Source organism: Bacteroides sp. D22, from assembly GCF_000163675.1.
GTDB lineage: Bacteria > Bacteroidota > Bacteroidia > Bacteroidales > Bacteroidaceae > Bacteroides > Bacteroides xylanisolvens.
Window position 1 is genome coordinate 177,538 of record NZ_GG774796.1, and the last position, 19,607, is coordinate 197,144.

Here is a 19,607-nt window from a genome sequence, read left to right on the forward strand (position 1 = left end):
ATGACTATGAAAACCATAAAATGGAACAATAACTTTCTGTTGGCAGGATTATTATTTATAGTGTCACTATTCTCTGTCGGAGGAGTGTTGGTATCCTGCTCCGAATCGGAGAAGATAGTGACGCAGATTGAAGAGAAAATCGTCTATGTGGACGGCAAATGGATGGTGGTAGCTTCCAAAGAAGTTACCGTCACCACAGGCGAAACGGTTACATTGAGTGTGACGGTAGGCGGTGACGAGAATCTGAAACCTGAATATACTTGTACTTCCGAAAACCCCAATATAGCTACCGTAGCGGTAGACGCAGACGGTAAGAATGTCACAATCACAGGTGTATCTGTCGGAAACACGTTCATTACTATCGAATGCCCTACGGATACCAAACCGCTTGTTGCCACGATTCCCGTTACGGTGGAGCAAGGGGCGATCCGGATTCTTGCCATCGGCAACAGTTTCTCCCAAGATGCGGTGGAGCAATACCTGTATGAATTGGGTGCAGCCGTAGGACATGATTTTATTATTGGCAATATGTATATCGGCGGATGCGATTTAGACAGGCATCTGGCTAATTTACAGTCGGATGCCGAGGCATATGAATACCGTAAAGTGGTAGATGGCGAGAAAGTGCTGAAAAACAAATATAAGTTGTCTCAGGCATTGGCCGATGAAAGCTGGGATTATATCAGCTTGCAGCAGGCGAGCGGAAAATCCGGTAAATATGATACGTACACAGCGCTTGCCGATTTGATTGCCGGTATACAGGCACGTTGTCCGCAGGCTAAATTGATGTGGCATCAGACTTGGGCATACGCTTCCAGTTCCACTCATGAAAGTTTCCCGGATTATGACAGCAACCAGATGACTATGTATAATGCCATTGTGTCCGCTGCCCGACAGGCGGTGACGAATCATACGGCACTGAACCTGCTGATTCCTTCGGGCACTGCCATCCAGAATGGCCGTACCTCTTTCTTGGGTGACGCGTTCAATCGCGACGGTTATCATCTGGAGGTTACTTACGGCCGATATACCGCTGCCTGCACTTGGTTTGAGATGATTACAGGACAAAACGTTGTCGGCAACCCGTATGCTCCCGAAACGATTGACCCGCAGGTGGTGAAGATTGCACAAAATGCTGCTCATTACGCTGTGCAGAAACCCGATGAAGTGACTGATATGGTTAACTTCAAGGAACCGGAACTGTCTGACACTGAATTGAAAGCTCCCATCTATATTGATTTCGGCCCGACTTCACTCTCTGCCACTCCGTGGAATAATATAACCTCGCATCAGGAAAGTTCAACTTCAAGCTGGATAAAAGATGCGGAAAACAATTATACGAATATTGGCGTCAGAGTCCTTGGCGGATTTACCGCGACTCATGCCGGAGTCGGTTCCGAACCGGCCAGCCCGGTGACGGTGGATGGCGTGGAATTTCCGCTGACTGCATGGAAAGACGGTTTGTTAGTGGGAGGAGAGAAAAATAAGGGTGATGTAGGCCCGGGAAGGATAGAAATCTCTCAACTGGATGCAGCCCGGAAATATAATATCACTATTTTAGCCATCCGTTTTAATGGAAGCAAAGACGCCCGTATCTCTTCTTATAAGTTGATAGGTAAAACGGAGAGTGCGGTTAAAGAAGTGAAGACGGGTATCAAGGATGTTGCCGCATTTAATGCTGCAAACTTCGAGGAATACATTGCCAAGTTTGAGAATGTAGAACCGGATTCGGAAGGCAAGGTCATTGTCGAGGTGAAAGGGATTGATACCGGTTTGGCCGCGGAAGGACACATCAATGCACTATGCATTAGTCCGGTGAAATAAAGTTTGGTTTTTATCATATTGATTATAATGAAGCAATATAGAAATGTAGTGATTTGTATGTTCATACTGCTCCTTCTTGCCGGAGGAGCGTATGCGCAGCAAAAGACGGTCAGGATACTTGCCATCGGCAACAGCTTCTCCCAAGATGCCGTGGAGCAATATCTGCATGAACTTGCGGAAGCCGAAGGCATTTCAACCATAATCGGCAATATGTTTATCGGCGGCTGTTCTCTGGAACGTCATGTGAAAAATGCCCGTGACAATGCTCCTGCCTATGCCTACCGGAAAATCGGTACGGATGGAAAGAAACGGGAAAAGGGCAAGATGTCTTTGGAAACGGTGCTGGCAGATGAAGACTGGGATTACGTCAGCCTGCAACAGGCAAGTCCTTTTTCGGGAATGTACGAGACGTATGAAGCCTCTCTGCCGGAACTTATAGAATATGTAAAAGCACGCCTTCCAAAGAAAACAAAGCTGATGTTGCACCAAACCTGGGCGTATGCGTCTACTTCCAAGCATAGTGGATTTAAAAACTACAACTGCAATCAACTGACCATGTATCAGGCTATTGCCGATGCAGTGAAGAAGGCGGCTAAGGTGAATAAGATAAAGATTGTCATCCCTTCGGGCACTGCCATACAGAATGCCCGTACTTCTTTCATCGGCGACCATCTGAACAGGGACGGCTATCATCTGGATGTGAAGGTTGGACGTTATACCGCTGCCTGCACTTGGTTCGAACGTATCTTCAAACACAATGTAGTGGGGAATCCTTATGCTCCGGAAGGGCTGGATGAGGCGCGGAAAGCTGTTGCCCAGAAAGCTGCCCATGCAGCAGTAAAGCATTCGTATAAGGTAACCGAGCTGTCTATTACTAACTAGCAATGGACATTGCCGCCTGTCTTGCAGCAAACCCCATGGTATTATAGATGACTTGACTCAAATGTAAATGCAGCACACCAAAGGCGATTTGATTGCTCGTGGTAACCTAATGGTGTACTGCATTTATTTTTCGTATATCGTATGGTTTACTCCATTAAGAACTGGCGTATGGGACAATGGCGTATGCCCTCATAGCTATAGAGCTATATATTCAGCGTGATGGGTATATATACTCACCATGCTGAATATACATGTCCACCAAGCGGGATCTATAGATCCACCACGTGGGCAAAAGTGAGGTGAAATGTGGGCTTATGGCTGCTTGCGCGTGGGCTCGAACACGCCAGCACGTGGGCTGAACAAAACAGAGCCTGTATTTGGGTAAAACAAAGGCTCTGTTACAATGAAATGCAGGCTCCGTTTTGTTACAACAGAGCCTCTGTTGAAAGTAAATATGGCAAAAGGAACTGGAGTTAAACACTTTTGCTTTCAGGAGTGCTTTCAGCAAAAATCACCGATGAAAAGGGGCTTTTTTAAAGAACTGAAGGCTGAAGGCGGTTTTTATTCTAATAGTTAGTAAGGAATTTGACTGTAACAAGAAAGGTAACCGAGTTTCTTTCTCCATCTTTTATTTTTCATTGCAACAAAAGTATGCTTTCTTATAGGGAATCAGTCCTTTTTACAGTTGAATTCTGAAGGCAGGCATCCGAACTCTTCTTTGAAATATTTAGCGAATTGTTTGGGTGACAGTCCTACTTGATAAGCTATTTGAGAAATGCTTTCCTGACTCTGTTCCAATAATTGCTTTCCTCTTTTTATGCGCAAGACACGGATAAATTCAAGAGGGGACTTGCCTGTTATCGTCATTAGTTTTTTGTATAAGTGACCACGACTCATTCCGACAGTCATGCTTAGGTCTTCGACAGAGAAATCTGTATTGTCCATATTCTCTTCCACTGCTTGTATGGCTCGCTCAATAAGCCTTTCATCAATAGTGCTGATGGTAATCTCGGCAGGAGACACTTCAACTTTTCCGAATCGTTGATGGTTGCGGCTACTCCATTCTAACAGCTTTTGGATACGGAGTAGAAGAATATCCAGATTGAAAGGCTTGGTTATATAGTCATCGGCACCTTCACGCAATCCTTCCAGCATATGTTCCTGGGCGGTTCGTGCAGTTAGTAAAATAACAGGGATATGTGAGTAACGGAAGTCTCCCTTTATCTTATTACATAGCTCCAGTCCGTTCATTATCGGCATACGGACATCGCTTATCACAAGGCTGATATCATGCAGGGCCAATATCTCCATTGCTTTTTCACCTTGTTCGGCCTCATAAACAGTAAATCGGTCTTTCAGGCAGTCAACAATGAATTGTCGGAAATCTTCGTTGTCCTCCACAATAAGTAATGAACAACCTGTTGGCGTTTTTGCTTGCTCCGGTTCTTCCTGTATGTCTGGTCTTTCAGTTGGCGTTGCCGTGGGATTTATGTTCTTGCATTCATGTCGTATGGGGAACATAAATTCAAAGATAGTACCTTGGGGATGATTATCGCGAATTTGAATGTCGCCATTATGGAGAGTAACATATTCTTTGACTATATGCATGCCTATGCCACTGCCGATATAATCAGTGGATGAGTGTTCTTCTTGATAGAAACGGTCGAATATTTTAGCTTTGTTTTCTTCACGTATCCCGATTCCGGTATCCGCCACTTGGATGCAGGCATATTCTCTTTCATCTTTTATGATACGATCCAGCACTACGTTCACGCTTCCGTGATTCACGTTGTATTTGAATGCGTTCGATAATAGATTAAGCATTATGCGCTGCATTTTATTCTTATCAAAGTCTGTTTCCAGATTATCGGTTTTCAATGAAAGGCTGAAGGCAATATTCTTTTTGTCTCCGTACGAATAGAAAGAATCACATACTTCTTTGATGAAATCAGCCAAATCACCGTGGGAAGGATTGAGTTGGGCTTTACCATTGTCCAGCCGACGTAAATCAAGCAGTTGGTTGATAACGTCCAGGAGTGCCAATGCATTGCGATGAATCAACTTCAATTCCTTTTTTATGTCTTGTGCCGTATTAGTAGCCAATATTTGCTCAAGAGGAGTGATGATAAGTGACAAAGGAGTGCGCAGGTCATGGCTTACATTAGTGAAAAAGCGTAATTTGGCTTCGTCAATTTCATGCTGCTGCACCGTTTCCATATCACGTTTTTGTTGAAGCAATAATCGACGGTGTTTCCGTTTCATGTGGATAAAGATAAGTGATATGGCACTCACCAACAGTAATGCATAGATGCTATAAGCTATATTAGAAAGCCAGAATGGCGGATACACATTGATGGAAAGTGTAGCACTTGCATCGTTTTCATAATCATGAACCTTCATTACCCGTACTTGAAGTTGATAAGTTCCGGGAGCCAGTTTATTGAAATAAATCCGGTTTCCCTCCAGCTTTGTCCATTCTTCGTTTTTATTGAGTCTGTATTCGTATTGTAGCTTGTGCAGATTGCCATAGTCCATAGCCGAGACTTCCACAGCAAAACTGTTGTCTGAATAGTTCAGGTTGAGGTTGTTAAGCAACTGGATGTTCTTTGTGAGAATGATACGTCCGTTGTGTGCGGGCCTGTTTGCATTGACACACTCATTATCAATATATAAGTCGGTGAATATTACTTGGCGGTCGAAGTAAAACAAGTCATTGCCGCGTGGGATAATTTTTACGTATCCTCCTCCGCCTCCGGCAATTACTTCATTCCTGTGATTGCAGAAGATTGAAAAATTATTGAAAGTAAGGTTACCGATTCCATCCTCTTCATAATAAGGGTGGCAACGGAAGTCGGGCATACTGGCAGCATCGGATTCCACTACTTCCACGTGGGTGATGCCATGGTCTGTAGTGAGCCACATATTGTGAGATGCATCTTCGATAATGGCACGTATATATGAATGGGAAACACCGTTTGCGGTATTCAAATTGATTAACTTATTTTGCTTCGGGCTATACACATTGACCCCTTTCCGTCCGCCTATCCATAGTAGTCCGCGTGAATCTTGATAGATGCAATTGGCGAACTTATCTTGTATCACTTCTTCACCGTCGGCAGTTTGTTCCAATATCGTCATCTCCCGGGTGGAAGTATTCATGTAGTACACTCCGGAACTGGTAGCCACATAAAGAGAATGACCATCAACGTATGTCAGGTCGGCAATGTAATTGGTCAGTAAAGTCGAATTACTCATTGTATAATCTTTGAGCATTCCGGAAGGTTCCAGGCAGTAGAGTCCTTGCGAGTAAGTGGCAAACCATAAGTTACCGGCATTATCCTGTGTGATACGACGTATGTATTGAGGCAGTTCCACCGGATTATTTTCCGGTGCTTTGAGCGGAGTGAACTGCCCGTTCTGATAATAAAACGCTCCACCGCCGAAACTTCCCCACCACACTCTGCCTTTGTTGTCATGGAAAGAACAAACAATCAAGTCGGAAGGAATCTCTTTGTTCTTTGATTTATAATAAGTATAGGTGTTTTTATCCTTGTCGTAACTGGCTATGCCTTCACCGTCAAATCCCAGCCATAGTTTGCCCTCTCCGTCTTCGTAGAAACAACTGACATCCTCCAGTTGGGGACAATAATGGTTTTCGAATATCAGATTGTTCAAACCTGAATAGGCTACGCCCTGTTTGCCGGTTCCTATCCATATCACGTCGCGGTTGTCCTTATAGATATAGGTCACGTGATTGTCCGGCAGGGAATATAATTTGTCGACATCCTTGAATAGACGCGTCACCTTGCCCTTTTCTTTATCATACGGACATATGAATATTCCTCTGCCATCGGTTCCTATCCAGATATTCCCTTTGCCGTCGTCGGTTATTGTGGTAATCATGGTTCGTTCTCTACTGAGTTCCGTTCGGGCGGCAAAGTCAATCCAGTTGTTTTCTGTCAGAGAATAACATTTGACATCTGCGCTGTGCGGGGCGTACACCCAAAGCCGGGAAGAAAAGTCCAGATAAATGTGAGGCACATAAGTGGTATGTATTTCCGTATGAAACAGTTTGGTTATGGATTTATGCATCCAATCTATGTTAATTACATTTCCATCGGTCATGAGAATGTAACATCTCTTGTTGCGGCATGCCATGTCGGCAATGTTTACGCTGCCCGGAAGTGACTGTTTGTATAGCGTTTCATCGGAGAAGATGTAGTAATACAATGTGTTGTTTGCAACACACCACAGGTTCTTGTCGTCATCTATGAATAATTGCCTGGGGCTTTCAAAGATACCTATCTTGTGCAGAAGAAGCTCCGTTCTGTTATCCAGTTCGTCCATTTCACGGTCATAAAAACAATAGTTAACCGGAGTTTTTATCCATATATTGCCTGCTGCATCTTCTGCTACCCATTCTACGCTATTGTTGTAAGCTCCTTGCCGGAGGGTAGTATAAGTCTTGAAATGATAACCGTCATAGCGGTTCAGGCCATCACGGGTAGCAAACCACATGAACCCATATTTATCCCGTTCTATCGCTTGAATATAATTGTCGGACATGCCTGTTTTTACTCCCAGCTGGTGAAAACTCATTTCGTTTGAAGCGTATGATGCCAGGCTATTCAGCAAGGAGATAAGAAGAAACAAAGGAATTCGTAAGTGTCTTTTCATAATTGTATCTTTTCACGTTGCTAAGTTAAGAATTCCGTTCATAAATCCCTTATCCCGAATGTATCATTTTAGGGGAAGATATGTGTCTTTTGTATCTTTTTCTATCCCGAATCGATTATTCTCCGGTCGGGATACAATTCGGATAGTTTGAAAATCAAATGAGAAATAGGCGGTACTTTTTTATTCGTACATTTGCCACAGTCAAAAGGAAGTCCTTAAATCGACAGAATAAAAACCTATCAAATATTTATATTATGAATCTAAAATCCAGAAAAACAGTATTTATCACAGGGCTCTGCCTGGCATCTCTGGTTAGTGGTGTTCCTCTTCCCGCTAATGCGTCTGCCGACACGACAGCAATGATACAACAGCAATCCGTTAAAATAAAAGGACGGGTGACGGATGCTTCGGGAGAACCGGTGATTGGTGCAAATGTAGTACAGAAAGGTACGACAAACGGAACTATCACTGATTTGAACGGTGATTTTACATTAACCGTTTCGCAAGGGGCGGTTTTACAGGTCAGCTTTATTGGCTATAAGCAGCAGGAAGTATCCTTAAAGAACGGACAGGCCCGGGTGACTGTTGTTCTTAAGGATGATGCGGAACTGCTGGACGAGGTTGTCGTAGTGGGTTATGGTACAATGAAGAAACGTGATTTGAGCGGTGCCGTTTCGCAGATAAAAAGTGACGACCTGATGAAAGGCAATCCTACTGATTTGAGTAAGGGGTTGGCGGGCAAGATTGCCGGTGTGCAGGTGAATCAGAGTGACGGCGCTCCGGGGGGCGGCATCAGTATTCAAATTCGTGGTACGAACTCTTTCTCTACCAACTCACAACCTCTTTATATTGTAGACGGCGTGCCGTTTGATACGGGAGATACTCCTGCAAGTGACACGAATAACAGTCAGAATAAATCAAACCCATTGGCATTTATCAATCCGCACGACATTCAGAGTATTGATGTCTTGAAAGATGCTTCTGCGACTGCCATATATGGTTCCCGTGGGGCGAACGGGGTTGTTATCATAACCACCAAACGAGGTGAGAAGGGAAATGAAAAGGTGGAATTCAGTGCCAACTTTACATTCTCGAAGATAGCGAAACGTATGGATGTGCTCGACGCATTCACTTATGCCAATTATCAAAACGAACAAGTGCTTAATGATTATAAATATAGTAATAAGCCTTATGGCAAGCTGCCGTATCCCGGGGCTTGGGAATATCCGGCCTTGCCGGGTGGCGGAAACGATACTTCTGCAGGCAAATACCTGCCGGCACCGGAAGACTTCCTCCGACCGGGTGATTATGTAGATGAATATGGTAACATTTCCTATGTGGGGGTGGCCGACTGGCAGGATTTGATTTATCAGAACGGCTTTTCGCAGGAATATAATATCAGTGTATCGGGCGGTTCGGACAAGGGTTGGCACTCATTCTCCGGTAATTTCCTCAAACAGGATGGTATCATCAAGAATTCCGGTTTTACCCGTTATTCGTTACGTTCCAATATAGGTAGGTATATAACCAAATGGTTGGAAATGGGCATGAATACCAGTTTCACGCATACTGATACGGATTTCTCGAAGACCAACTCTTCTGATTGTGGTGTTATCCGTTCTGCATTGGTGTTCCCCTCGACGTATGATCCGCAGAAGAATAAAGCGGAAACTGGTGAATTGAGCTGGCTTGCATCTAATCCGTTGGCTTATATAACCAACACAAAAGATAATTTGCGCAGCATAAATGTGTTCAATTCAAGCTATATGGAGGTTAAACTTTTGCCTTTTCTGAAGTTCAGACAGAATTTGGGTATCAGTTACACTAACAATGACCGTGGTATGTACTATGGCCGCGAAACGCAGGAAGGTTCGTCCACTACTAATATCAATGGCAAGGCCGAACAGTCAAGCAACTGGTGGTTGGGAATCACCGCCGAATCACTGCTGACGTTCGATAAGACGTTCGGTATCCATAGCGTTAATGCGGTGGCAGGTTTTACGGCAGAGAAATCCAGTTGGGGAAGCAAAGCAATGTCGGCCACGGGATTTCCCAACGACATCACTCAGGATTTCGATATGAGTTTGGGAGCTAATCCGGGCAAATTGAGGTCTGACAGGGGAGATGCAGCTTTAGCTTCATTCCTGGCACGTGTCAATTACACTCTCATGGATAAATATATCCTTACTGCATCTTGTCGTGCTGACGGTTCGAGTAAGTTTACCGATAAGAACAAGTGGGCTAGTTTCCTTTCCGGAGCTATTGCATGGCGTATGTCGGAAGAGAAGTTTATCAAAGACTTGGGGATATTCAGTAACTTGAAGTTGCGCCTGAGTTATGGTGAAACGGGTAACCAAGGTATCGGAAGTTATCGTACGCTGCCAATGCTTAATATGGCAAACTATCCTTTTGGCGGGGCTATCAACAGCGGCTTTGCCGAAGTGGACTGGAGAGGCCCGGTTTCCGATGACTTGCGTTGGGAGACGACTGCCCAATATAATGTGGGAATTGATATGGGATTCTTGAATAACCGCATTAACCTGACGGTGGATTATTATCATAAGAAAACACGCGATTTGCTTCAGGATGTGAAAATCCCTTCAAGTACCGGTTTCGGTAGCATGATGGTCAATAGCGGACACATCACTAATGAAGGGCTTGAACTGACCGGTAAGTTCTATGTGTTGCAGAATACACCGCTGAAATGGAATATCGATGCGAATATCTCGTTCAACCGCAACAGGATTGGCGGACTGAAAGCTGACCAGTTTGCGCAGAAATTATGGAGTTCGGCTGATGAGGTGTTCATACAGCGCAACGGTTGTCCTATCGGGGCTATATATGGTTATGTAGAAGATGGATTCTATGATAATCTGGCAGAGGTGATGGCTTCGCCCAGTGCAGATATCCGCGCAAAAGGCGCCGGTATGATTGGTGAAATAAAATACAGGAACTTTGATGATAATCCCGATATTACTTCGGCCGACCGGGTGATTATCGGAGATACGAATCCTGATTTTGTTTATGGACTTACCAGCAACTTCGAGTGGAAGGGCGTTACATTGAGCTTTTTCCTGCAAGGAAGTCAGGGAAACGACATTTTCAATGGCAACCTGATGGATATGAAGATGGGGAATGTGGGTAATATCACCCGTGAAGCCTATAATACCCGCTGGACAGAAGCCAATGCCGCCCAGGCAAAGTGGCCGAAAGCCGTTTCGGGCTACGAACGTAATATGCTTATCTCTAACCGTTATGTAGAAGACGGCTCTTACTTGAAGCTGAAAAGCTTGAATATCGGGTATGTCTGGAAACCTAATTTCAAAGGTATCAGCAATGTCAATGTGTATGCCAGCGCAACCAATCTCTTCACCATTACCGGCTATAGCTGGTTCGACCCCGAAGTGAATGCTTTCGGTTCGGATGCCTCCCGGCGTGGTGTTGATGTGTATTCCTATCCCAGCAGCCGCACATTCTCATTGGGCATGAAAGTAGATTTTTAAGATGATAAACAATTAAATGTAACTCCATGAAACTGAAAAAAATATATATCCTGTTATCTCTTTCTTTAGCAGGCATGACAACTTTCTCCGCTTGCCAGGATTTCTTAAGCGAAAAGCCATATTCTTTTGTGGGCCCGGAAGAGGTGGGCAACGATGATGCTGCAGTCAGCCAATGGGTGACCGGCGTGTACAGTAAATGGGCGGACGATATGTTCCGTTGGGGGAATTTCCCCCGCGTGCTTGATATGGACTGTGACTATGCTTCCGGTCCTGACTGGGCATTCAGCAATGCAGGTGCCGGCAATTATCAGGGAGATGATGTGACCAATACCATTTGGAAGGGTTGCTATAACTTGATTAATCGCGCTAATGTGGCTATTAAATATATCAATGCAATCACGGGTGCCGATGAACGGGTAAAGACGAATGGTCTGGGTGAGGTGTATTTCCAAAAGGCTTTTGCCTATTTTATGCTGGTAAAGGCGTATGGTGAGATTCCGTTGTTTGACAGGGCTGTCACGGACGGGGCGGGATACAACAATCCTCGCCGTCCGATAGCCGATGTCTATGCTGAAATAGTTCGTCTTTTGGAAGAGGAAGCCATTCCCCGTCTTTATAAGAATACGGATGCAGAGTATCAGACAGGGCATGTATGTGCAGGAACAGCTGTCGGACTGCTCGCTAAAGTATATGCAACCATGGCTTCCGGTGCACTTCCTGCAGGTGAGAAAATGACAGTGATGACCGGTTCGTCTTATTCATACAATGGTGACGATAAAGTCTTGGATATGCCTGTAAGGCGGGAGTTTGTAAAGACTCAGGTGAAAGGTTACGAAAGTTTCGATTGGAGGGATTGCTATGAAAAGGCTGCCAAATGGGCGGGATATCTGCTCTATCCTACTCCGGACAACAACTACGGCAGCCATGACCTGCTTCCTTATGACCAACTGTGGAAGCGTTCCGGACTGGGGCAAAGTACCGAACACCTGTTTGCCTTGCAAGGTGCCAACGGTGATGAACTTTATGGAAACAGTATCTTTGAATGGTATAATGGGATTGACAATGGACGCGGTGTAGTGGCCAGCGGTCTGTATATCGGCAACCGTTATCACTGGTATACTCTGTTCACCTCTCAGGATTACCGTGTCACACAAGGAGTGAAACATCGTTTTATAGTAAGCTATCAGGACGAAGAGGGAAAACCGAAGAGCGGCTTTTTCTATCCGAACACGCCGGAGTACGTGCTGAAGGCCACAGGCTATGATGCTAACGGAAATTATGTGGCAGAACCGGAAGCTCCCTACAACGACGGACGTAACTATTACTTTAACGTATCGAACGAGTGTCTGGCATTCACCAACAAATATGCAGACGTTACAGACGCCACACAGAAAAAATCGGATGCCTACTGGCCTTTCCTTCGTCTGGCTGACATCGTGCTGATTTACGCAGAAGCGAAATGTGAATTGGATAATGGAGTATCTTCGGAGGCTATCAGTGCATTGAATAGGGTACGTATCCGTTCGAATGCTACTCTTGCATCAAGTTCCGGTGATGGAGCCATTGCTTCCAAACAAGCCCTGCGTTCCGCCATTTTTGAAGAACGTGCCAAAGAACTTGCGCTGGAAGGAGACAGGCGATGGGATTTGATTCGTTGGGGAATCTATGTGGAAGTGATGAACTCTATCGGCGGAATCAACAAGGACGGTTCTCAGACCCACTACGATGAAGCCGGTGTGAACAAACATCGTGAACAGCGTCATTTGCTCTTTCCATTGCCTTCTGATGAGGTTTCTACTAATGAAGCGATTGACAGCAATAATCCGGGTTGGAGTTAAAGTGCCTTCCCTATTCTAGAATAAAGTCAGAAATTTAAAATCAATATTTCATGAAAAGATTATCTTTCAAATCCATAACTCTTATGTGCTGTATGGCGTTGAGCTTTGGTGCTTGTCAGGACATAGTGACCTATAATGATAATTATGATGACGAAATGGCGTCAAGCGGTGCCCCCGTTATTGACGCTGTGTATGACTCCAAAGACAGGGATAAATTGTTGCCAATCACTGACGGAAATCTGGAGCAGATGATTGTACTCGACGGTTCCAATTTAAGCCGTGTGAGGAAAGTGATGTTCAATGATGTTGAACTTCCTGTCGGTGAGGTATATGCGACTGCCGGCAGTGCCTACCTTCCCATTCCCCGTCAGATTCCGTTGGAAGTGAATAATAAACTCTATTATGAAACGGAGTTGGGAAGTACCACTTATGATTTCACGGTGTCTGTACCTTTGGTTCAGGTGGACGGTCTGTATAATGAGTTTGCTCTTCCCGGCACATCTGTACAGCTGAAAGGTAAATACTTCGACCTCTATGGGTTCGGAGGCGCGAATTCCACTTCTACTGTCAAAATGAATGGTGTCGAGCTTGAGGTAGATTCCATCTCGGACAAATATATGTCAGTTGTCATTCCTGAAGATGCTCAGGATAACTCTGTCATCGAAGTGAGTTATATGGGAGCGGGTTCTGTTGCACATACCGAAAAAATCCCTTATCGTATGACGGATGCGATTATCTGGAACCTTTCTCATCCTGATGATTACGGACTCTGGGCAGGCAAAGAACTTATCATTAATGAAGCAGGCGACAATGAGCCCGAGATTCTCTATGGACCTTATTTTAGAGTAACCGGCAGTTATGGTGCCTGGAATTGGACGAATCTTGTTTGCGGAGGATTCAACTGTCCGGCTGATGTGGCGGCAGCTCCTGCCGATTACAACTTTAAGTTTGAGGTTTACTCTCCGACGGGACATCCGTTCTACGATTCGGCTGGATATGGCTATCTGATTCAGCTTAATAATGGCAATTATCCGTGGAATCCTTCTGCGAATGGCAGTTTCAATACTTACGGGAAGTGGTGTACTGTTTCGATTGATTTGCAGACTGTGTCGGGCAATGCTTTCTCGGAAGGATGGACAGGGTTGTCATTCATTCTCCAACCCAATTCGGATTGGAACGTAGACCACAGTTTCGCCAATATCCGTATTGAGAAGAAAATCCGGTAAATGATTATAAAAAATAGGTATGAAGAATATATATAACTTTTTGATTTATTTCATCTTTTGCGGCATAGGAGCGGGATGCTCTTCCTCGTCCGGGGAAGACTTTCCGGTTCCGGAGCCGGAACCGGTGGACAATTCATTGATAAAGAAAGAACTTTGCACCGAAGGTGCATCCGTTGAGGCTAAGAAAGTGTATACATATCTGAGAAACTGCTGGGGGAGAAAAACCTTAAGCAGTACAATGGCGAACGTGGCATGGAACGTCAATGAAGCAATATGGGTAAACCGTCAGACCGGGAAGCATCCTGCCATTGCCTGCTTTGATTACATGAACCTTCCCGCTTCACCGGCCGACTGGATTGATTATAATAAGACATCGGTTGTTGAAGACTGGTGGAATGCCGGAGGATTGGTTGCTGCATGCTGGCATTGGAATGTACCGGTCACGGAAAATAGCAGTGAGTATAAATGTATGATTAGTGAAACGGATTTTGACATCGCCAAGGCATTGCAGGAGGGAACCCGGGAAAATGAAATCATTAAAGCCGATTTGGAAGAATTGGCGGGTTACTTACTGCTTTTGAAGCAGAAGAATATTCCTGTAATTTGGAGACCGTTGCACGAAGCTGCAGGCAAATGGTTCTGGTGGGGGAAAGATGCAGCTTCATACAAACGGCTCTGGAAACTCGTATATGAGACTTTCAAGCAGAAAGGACTGAACAATCTTATCTGGGTATGGACTAGCGAAACGAATGACAGGGACTGGTATCCCGGTGATGCATACGTGGATATTATCGGACGGGACGTGTACCACAAGACCAGCGCTGCCGGACTGGCAATGGATTTTGATGCACTAAAAAAAGCTTTTCCGGACAAGCTGATTGCACTTAGCGAATGTGGTGATGTGGCAACCATAGACAAGCAACTGGCAGTCGGAGTCCAATGGGCATGGTTCATGACTTGGTATGATTATGAAGTGACAAAGGACACTACTGCGCCTGTTTTTAATTCCGGACAGCACGAACATGCCGACAAAGCCTGGTGGAACAACGCTTTCAGCCAGCCTGGTGTAATTTGCCGTAGTGATTTGCCCTCGTTTAAATAACAGACTATTCAACTTTTATGATGAAATATATTATTCTGACTATTAATGCGATATTTTGCCTCCTCTTGCCGACTGCATGTAGCGGAAGTGGAGAGACCGGTGGAAAAACTCCGGAAACAGTTGCCTTGTTGCAGAACTTGAAACAGGCGGAACGGAAAGGCATTCTTTTCGGTCATCATGATGATACTGCTTACGGAATAGGCTGGGAAGGAGATAAGGGTCGTAGCGATGTTAAAAGTGTCTGCGGTGCCTATCCGGGGGTGATGTCTTTCGATTTGGGCGAGATTGAACTCGGAGGAACACATAATCTTGACAAAGTATCCTTTGCGCATCTTCGTGAATATATTATCGAGCAGTATGCCCGTGGCGGCATGATTTCGCTCAGTTGGCATGTACGTAATCCGAAAACGGGCGGTGACTCATGGGATGTGACCGATAGCACCGTAGTGGCTTCTGTCATGCAAGGGGGAGAGAACCATGTGAAAATGCTCGAATGGATAGACCGTGTGGCCGATTTCCTGCTTTCGCTGAAGACGAAGGAGGGGGTACTCATTCCTGTGGTGTTCCGCCCTTGGCATGAACATACCGGAAGCTGGTTTTGGTGGGGAAAGGATTTGTGCTCTTCGGAACAGTACAAGACTCTTTGGCGGATGACTAATGACCGTTTGCGTCTGAAGGGAGTGAATAATGTGCTGTTAGCTTACTCTCCGGGAATGGAATCTGATACGGTTGAGGAATATCTTGAACGCTATCCGGGGGATGATATTATAGATGTTCTCGGTACGGATGTATATCAGTTTGAACGTTCCCAGTATATCAAGCAATTGAACAAGATGCTGACGATTCTAACCGAGGCGGGCAAGAAGCACGATAAGCCTATTGCTCTGACCGAAACAGGATTGGAAGGCATTCCCGATTCTTTGTGGTGGACAGGGACTCTGTTGCCTGTCATTGAGAAATATCCCCTCAGTTATGTATTGGTTTGGCGTAATGCGCGTGAAAAGTCCACTCATTATTATGCTCCCTATCCCGGACAAGTATCTGCCGATGATTTTGTGAAATTCAGTCGGTCTCCGAAAATATTGTTTGTCGGAGACAATTTTGAACTCTATAAATAAGGAAACATGATGAAGAACCTGATTAGAATCTGCCTGTTTACTATGCTTTTGTTTGTAACAGGAGACCTGGCTGCCCAAAATATACATTTGTCAACCCCTCGTACCTCACTGGTGCTCTCGGCTCCGGCGGGAGGAGAGTTGAAGTATGTATATTATGGCAGTAAGCTTACTGAAAATGACTGTCGCGAAGTTTATAATGCACCTACCATGCAACATGCGGCTTATCCGGTATATGGTATGAACTGCCCGGGTGAGTCGGCGCTGGCAGTGACTCATGCCGACGGAAATATGACTTTGCAAATGGAAGTGGCCGGTACGGAAATAAAGAACACTGACGGAGCAGTTACTGCTGTCATTAAACTGAAAGACAAGGTCTATCCGTTTTCTGTGAATGTGTGCTACAAGGCCTACTCCGATGTCGATATCATAGAGACTTGGACGGAGATAGCCCATGCGGAGAAAAAGAACGTTATGTTACGTAAGTTTGATTCGGCTTTTCTGCCTGTGAGAAGGGGAGATGTGTGGTTATCAAGTCTGTATGGCTCATGGGCCAACGAGGGAAGGCTTGTGCAGGAACCTCTTGAACCGGGCATGAAAGTGATAAAGAACCGGGACGGTGTGAGAAATTCACATACGGCACATGCCGAGGTGATGTTCTCGCTTGACGGGAAACCTCAGGAGAACTATGGCAATGTCATTGGAGCAGCTCTTTGTTATGGCGGAAACTACAAACTGCGCATTGATACGGACGACAGTGAATATCACCAGTTTTATGCCGGCATAAATGAAGAAAATTCAGTTTATAACTTGAAGAAAGGAGAGCTTTTCATAACTCCGGCTTTAGCATTGACTTATAGTGCCGAAGGGTTGAGCGGATGCAGCCGTAACTTTCATCGTTGGGCGCGCAAATACAAACTGGCGCATGGAAATTCTCTCCGTAAAATATTGCTGAACAGTTGGGAAGGAGTGTATTTTGATATCAACGAGAACGGTATGAACCAGATGATGGGAGATATCGCATCTATGGGCGGTGAACTGTTTGTGATGGATGACGGGTGGTTTGGCGATAAATACAAACGCAACTCTGATAATTCTTCATTGGGCGACTGGAAGGTGGATACCGGGAAGCTGCCCGGTGGTATCCGTAAATTGGTGGACGATGCCCGCCAATATAAGGTGAAGTTCGGTATATGGATTGAACCGGAAATGGCCAATACCACTAGCGAACTTTACGAAAAACATCCGGAATGGATATTGAAAGCTCCCTTGCGCGAACCGGTATTGGGGCGTGGAGGGACGCAGGTGGTGCTTGACTTGGGTAATCCGCAGGTGCAGGATTTCATATTCAATCTTGTAGACACTTTGATGACCAATTATCCGGAAATAGATTACATCAAATGGGATGCGAACATGGCTATTATGAATCATGGGTCGGACTATCTGCCGAAGGATGAACAAAGTCATCTGTATATTGCCTATCATCGGGGATTTGAGAATGTTTGCCGCCGGATACGTGCCAAATATCCGGAACTCACCATACAGGCGTGTGCCAGTGGAGGCGGGCGTGCCAATTATGGAGTGCTTCCTTACTTTGATGAGTTTTGGGTGAGTGACAATACGGATGCGTTGCAACGAATTTATATGCAATGGGGAGCCTCTTATTTCTTTCCGGCTATAGCTATGGCCTCACATATCAGTGCTGCGCCCAATCATCAGACTTTCCGCACCATTCCTTTGAAATATCGTATTGATGTGGCTATGAGCGGTCGTTTGGGAATGGAAATACAGCCCAAGAATATGACAGGCGAAGAGAAAGAGCTATGCCGTAAAGCTATTGCTGATTATAAAATGATTCGTCCTGTGGTACAGTTGGGAGATATTTACCGGTTGCTTTCTCCGTATGACAGGCTTGGAGCAGCTTCGCTGATGTATGTCGCACCGGAAAAAGAGAAGGCTGTGTTCTATTGGTGGAAGACCGAGCATTTTTGCAACCAGCATTTGCCGCGTATCAGGATGGCGGGGCTTCATCCGGATAAGATTTATAAGGTGACCGAGCTGAACAAGATAGACAACCAGCCTCTGGATTACGAAGGAAAAGCTTTCAGCGGTGCGTATCTGATGGCGAACGGGCTGGAAATGCCTTATAATCACAAAGTGGATTACCATAAGTTGAGTGATTATTCCAGCCGGGTACTTTATCTGGAAGAGGTTAAGTGAATATATATAAGAGAATAACGATATTTAATTTGACGATTGATATGATTACATTTAAAGAGAAGTTGAATACTCTGTTTGATGATTACAATAAACTGATTACCCGCAAGAATGTGCCTTTGGAAGACGGTAACGGTATTTTCACCCGTTATAAGTATCCGATACTGACAGCTGCCCATACTCCTGTCTTCTGGCGTTATGATTTGGATCCTGAATCCAACCCTAATCTGATGGAGCGTATCGGTATGAACGCTACATTGAATTCCGGAGCTATTAAATGGAACGGCAAGTACCTGTTGGTAGTACGTGTGGAAGGTGCCGACCGTAAATCGTTTTTTGCGGTGGCCGAGAGTCCTAATGGCATTGACAATTTCCGTTTTTGGGATTATCCTATTACGATGCCCGAAGATGTGATTCCGGCTACCAATATTTATGATATGCGCCTTACGGCGCATGAAGACGGCTGGGTGTACGGCATTTTCTGTGCGGAAAGACATGACCCGGCAGCACCGGCGGGCGACTTGTCGTCGGCAACTGCCACTGCTGCCATAGCTCGCACCAAAGATTTTGTGAACTGGGAGCGGCTGCCTGATTTGAAGACCGGAAGCCAGCAACGCAATGTCGTGCTTCATCCCGAATTCGTCAATGGGAAATATGCACTTTACACCCGTCCGCAGGACGGATTCATCGATGCCGGAAGCGGAGGGGGAATCGGCTGGGCATTGGTGGACGATATGACTCATGCGGAGGTAAGAGAGGAAACGATTATCGACCGGCGCTATTATCATACCATCAAAGAGGTGAAGAACGGAGAAGGGCCGCATCCTATCAAGACTCCTAAAGGGTGGCTGCATCTGGCACATGGGGTTCGCGGATGTGCCGCCGGGTTAAGATATGTTCTTTATATGTATATGACTTCTCTTGAAGACCCGACGCGTGTGATAGCTTCTCCTGCCGGGGCAATCATGGTTCCCGAAGGCGGGGAGCGTGTGGGAGATGTTTCGAATGTACTGTTTTCCAATGGCTGGATTGCAGATGAAGACGGAAAAGTATTCATTTATTACGCTTCGAGTGATACACGTATGCATGTGGCAACTTCTACCATAGACCGATTGGTGGATTATTGTCTGAATACTCCGCAAGACGGTTATTCTTCATCTGCTTCTGTGGAAACACTGAAACGCCAGATTGCGAAAAACCTGAAATTGATGAGTTGATGCACA

10 protein-coding genes are annotated in these 19,607 nt (G+C 45.3%); 9 read left to right on the forward strand and 1 reads right to left on the reverse strand.

The genetic code is table 11. The features are described 5' to 3' along the window. Together HMPREF0106_RS22200 and HMPREF0106_RS22195 are read left to right on the forward strand one after the other, a co-directional pair. Nucleotides 1-1,824, forward strand: a complete 1,824-nt coding sequence (locus HMPREF0106_RS22200; protein ID WP_009038896.1) for a DUF4886 domain-containing protein — start codon at nt 1-3, stop codon at nt 1,822-1,824. 27 nt (nt 1,825-1,851) lie between these two features. Next, the gene (locus tag HMPREF0106_RS22195) at nt 1,852-2,706 is read left to right on the forward strand and encodes a DUF4886 domain-containing protein (protein WP_009038897.1); all 855 of its coding nucleotides are present in this window, start codon (nt 1,852-1,854) and stop codon (nt 2,704-2,706) included. A gap of 669 nt (nt 2,707-3,375) precedes the next feature. On the opposite strand, the gene HMPREF0106_RS22190 is transcribed toward HMPREF0106_RS22195, so the two are convergent. Continuing rightward, nucleotides 3,376-7,383: a hybrid sensor histidine kinase/response regulator transcription factor gene (locus HMPREF0106_RS22190; protein WP_009038898.1), complete on the reverse strand. Its 4,008-nt coding sequence runs from the start codon at nt 7,381-7,383 to the stop codon at nt 3,376-3,378. Between the two features lie 254 nt (nt 7,384-7,637). Here HMPREF0106_RS22190 and HMPREF0106_RS22185 point away from each other — a divergent pair, with 254 nt between their 5' ends. The 7 genes from HMPREF0106_RS22185 to HMPREF0106_RS22155 are packed head-to-tail and all read left to right on the forward strand — an operon-like array spanning nt 7,638 to nt 19,601. Beyond that, nucleotides 7,638-10,886, forward strand: a complete 3,249-nt coding sequence (locus HMPREF0106_RS22185) for a SusC/RagA family TonB-linked outer membrane protein (protein ID WP_009038899.1) — start codon at nt 7,638-7,640, stop codon at nt 10,884-10,886. A 26-nt stretch (nt 10,887-10,912) separates the two neighbouring features. Then, nucleotides 10,913-12,724, forward strand: coding sequence for a RagB/SusD family nutrient uptake outer membrane protein (locus HMPREF0106_RS22180; protein ID WP_009038900.1), 1,812 nt, complete (start codon nt 10,913-10,915; stop codon nt 12,722-12,724). A gap of 50 nt (nt 12,725-12,774) precedes the next feature. Then, nucleotides 12,775-13,950: a glycan-binding surface protein gene (locus HMPREF0106_RS22175; RefSeq protein ID WP_022276212.1), complete on the forward strand. Its 1,176-nt coding sequence runs from the start codon at nt 12,775-12,777 to the stop codon at nt 13,948-13,950. 19 nt (nt 13,951-13,969) lie between these two features. Beyond that, entirely contained in the window at nt 13,970-15,052 is a 1,083-nt protein-coding gene (locus tag HMPREF0106_RS22170) for a glycosyl hydrolase (RefSeq protein ID WP_009038902.1), read from the forward strand. Between the two features lie 17 nt (nt 15,053-15,069). Beyond that, nucleotides 15,070-16,170: a glycoside hydrolase family 26 protein gene (locus HMPREF0106_RS22165; RefSeq protein WP_009038903.1), complete on the forward strand. Its 1,101-nt coding sequence runs from the start codon at nt 15,070-15,072 to the stop codon at nt 16,168-16,170. Between the two features lie 6 nt (nt 16,171-16,176). Next, complete coding sequence (locus HMPREF0106_RS22160; protein ID WP_009038904.1) at nt 16,177-18,387, forward strand: alpha-galactosidase; 2,211 nt, start codon at nt 16,177-16,179, stop codon at nt 18,385-18,387. Nucleotides 18,388-18,428: 41 nt separating this feature from the next. Further along, on the forward strand, nt 18,429-19,601 hold the full coding sequence (locus HMPREF0106_RS22155) for a glycosidase (RefSeq protein WP_032850975.1): 1,173 nt from the start codon (nt 18,429-18,431) through the stop codon (nt 19,599-19,601). The last annotated feature ends 6 nt before the right edge of the window (nt 19,602-19,607 follow it).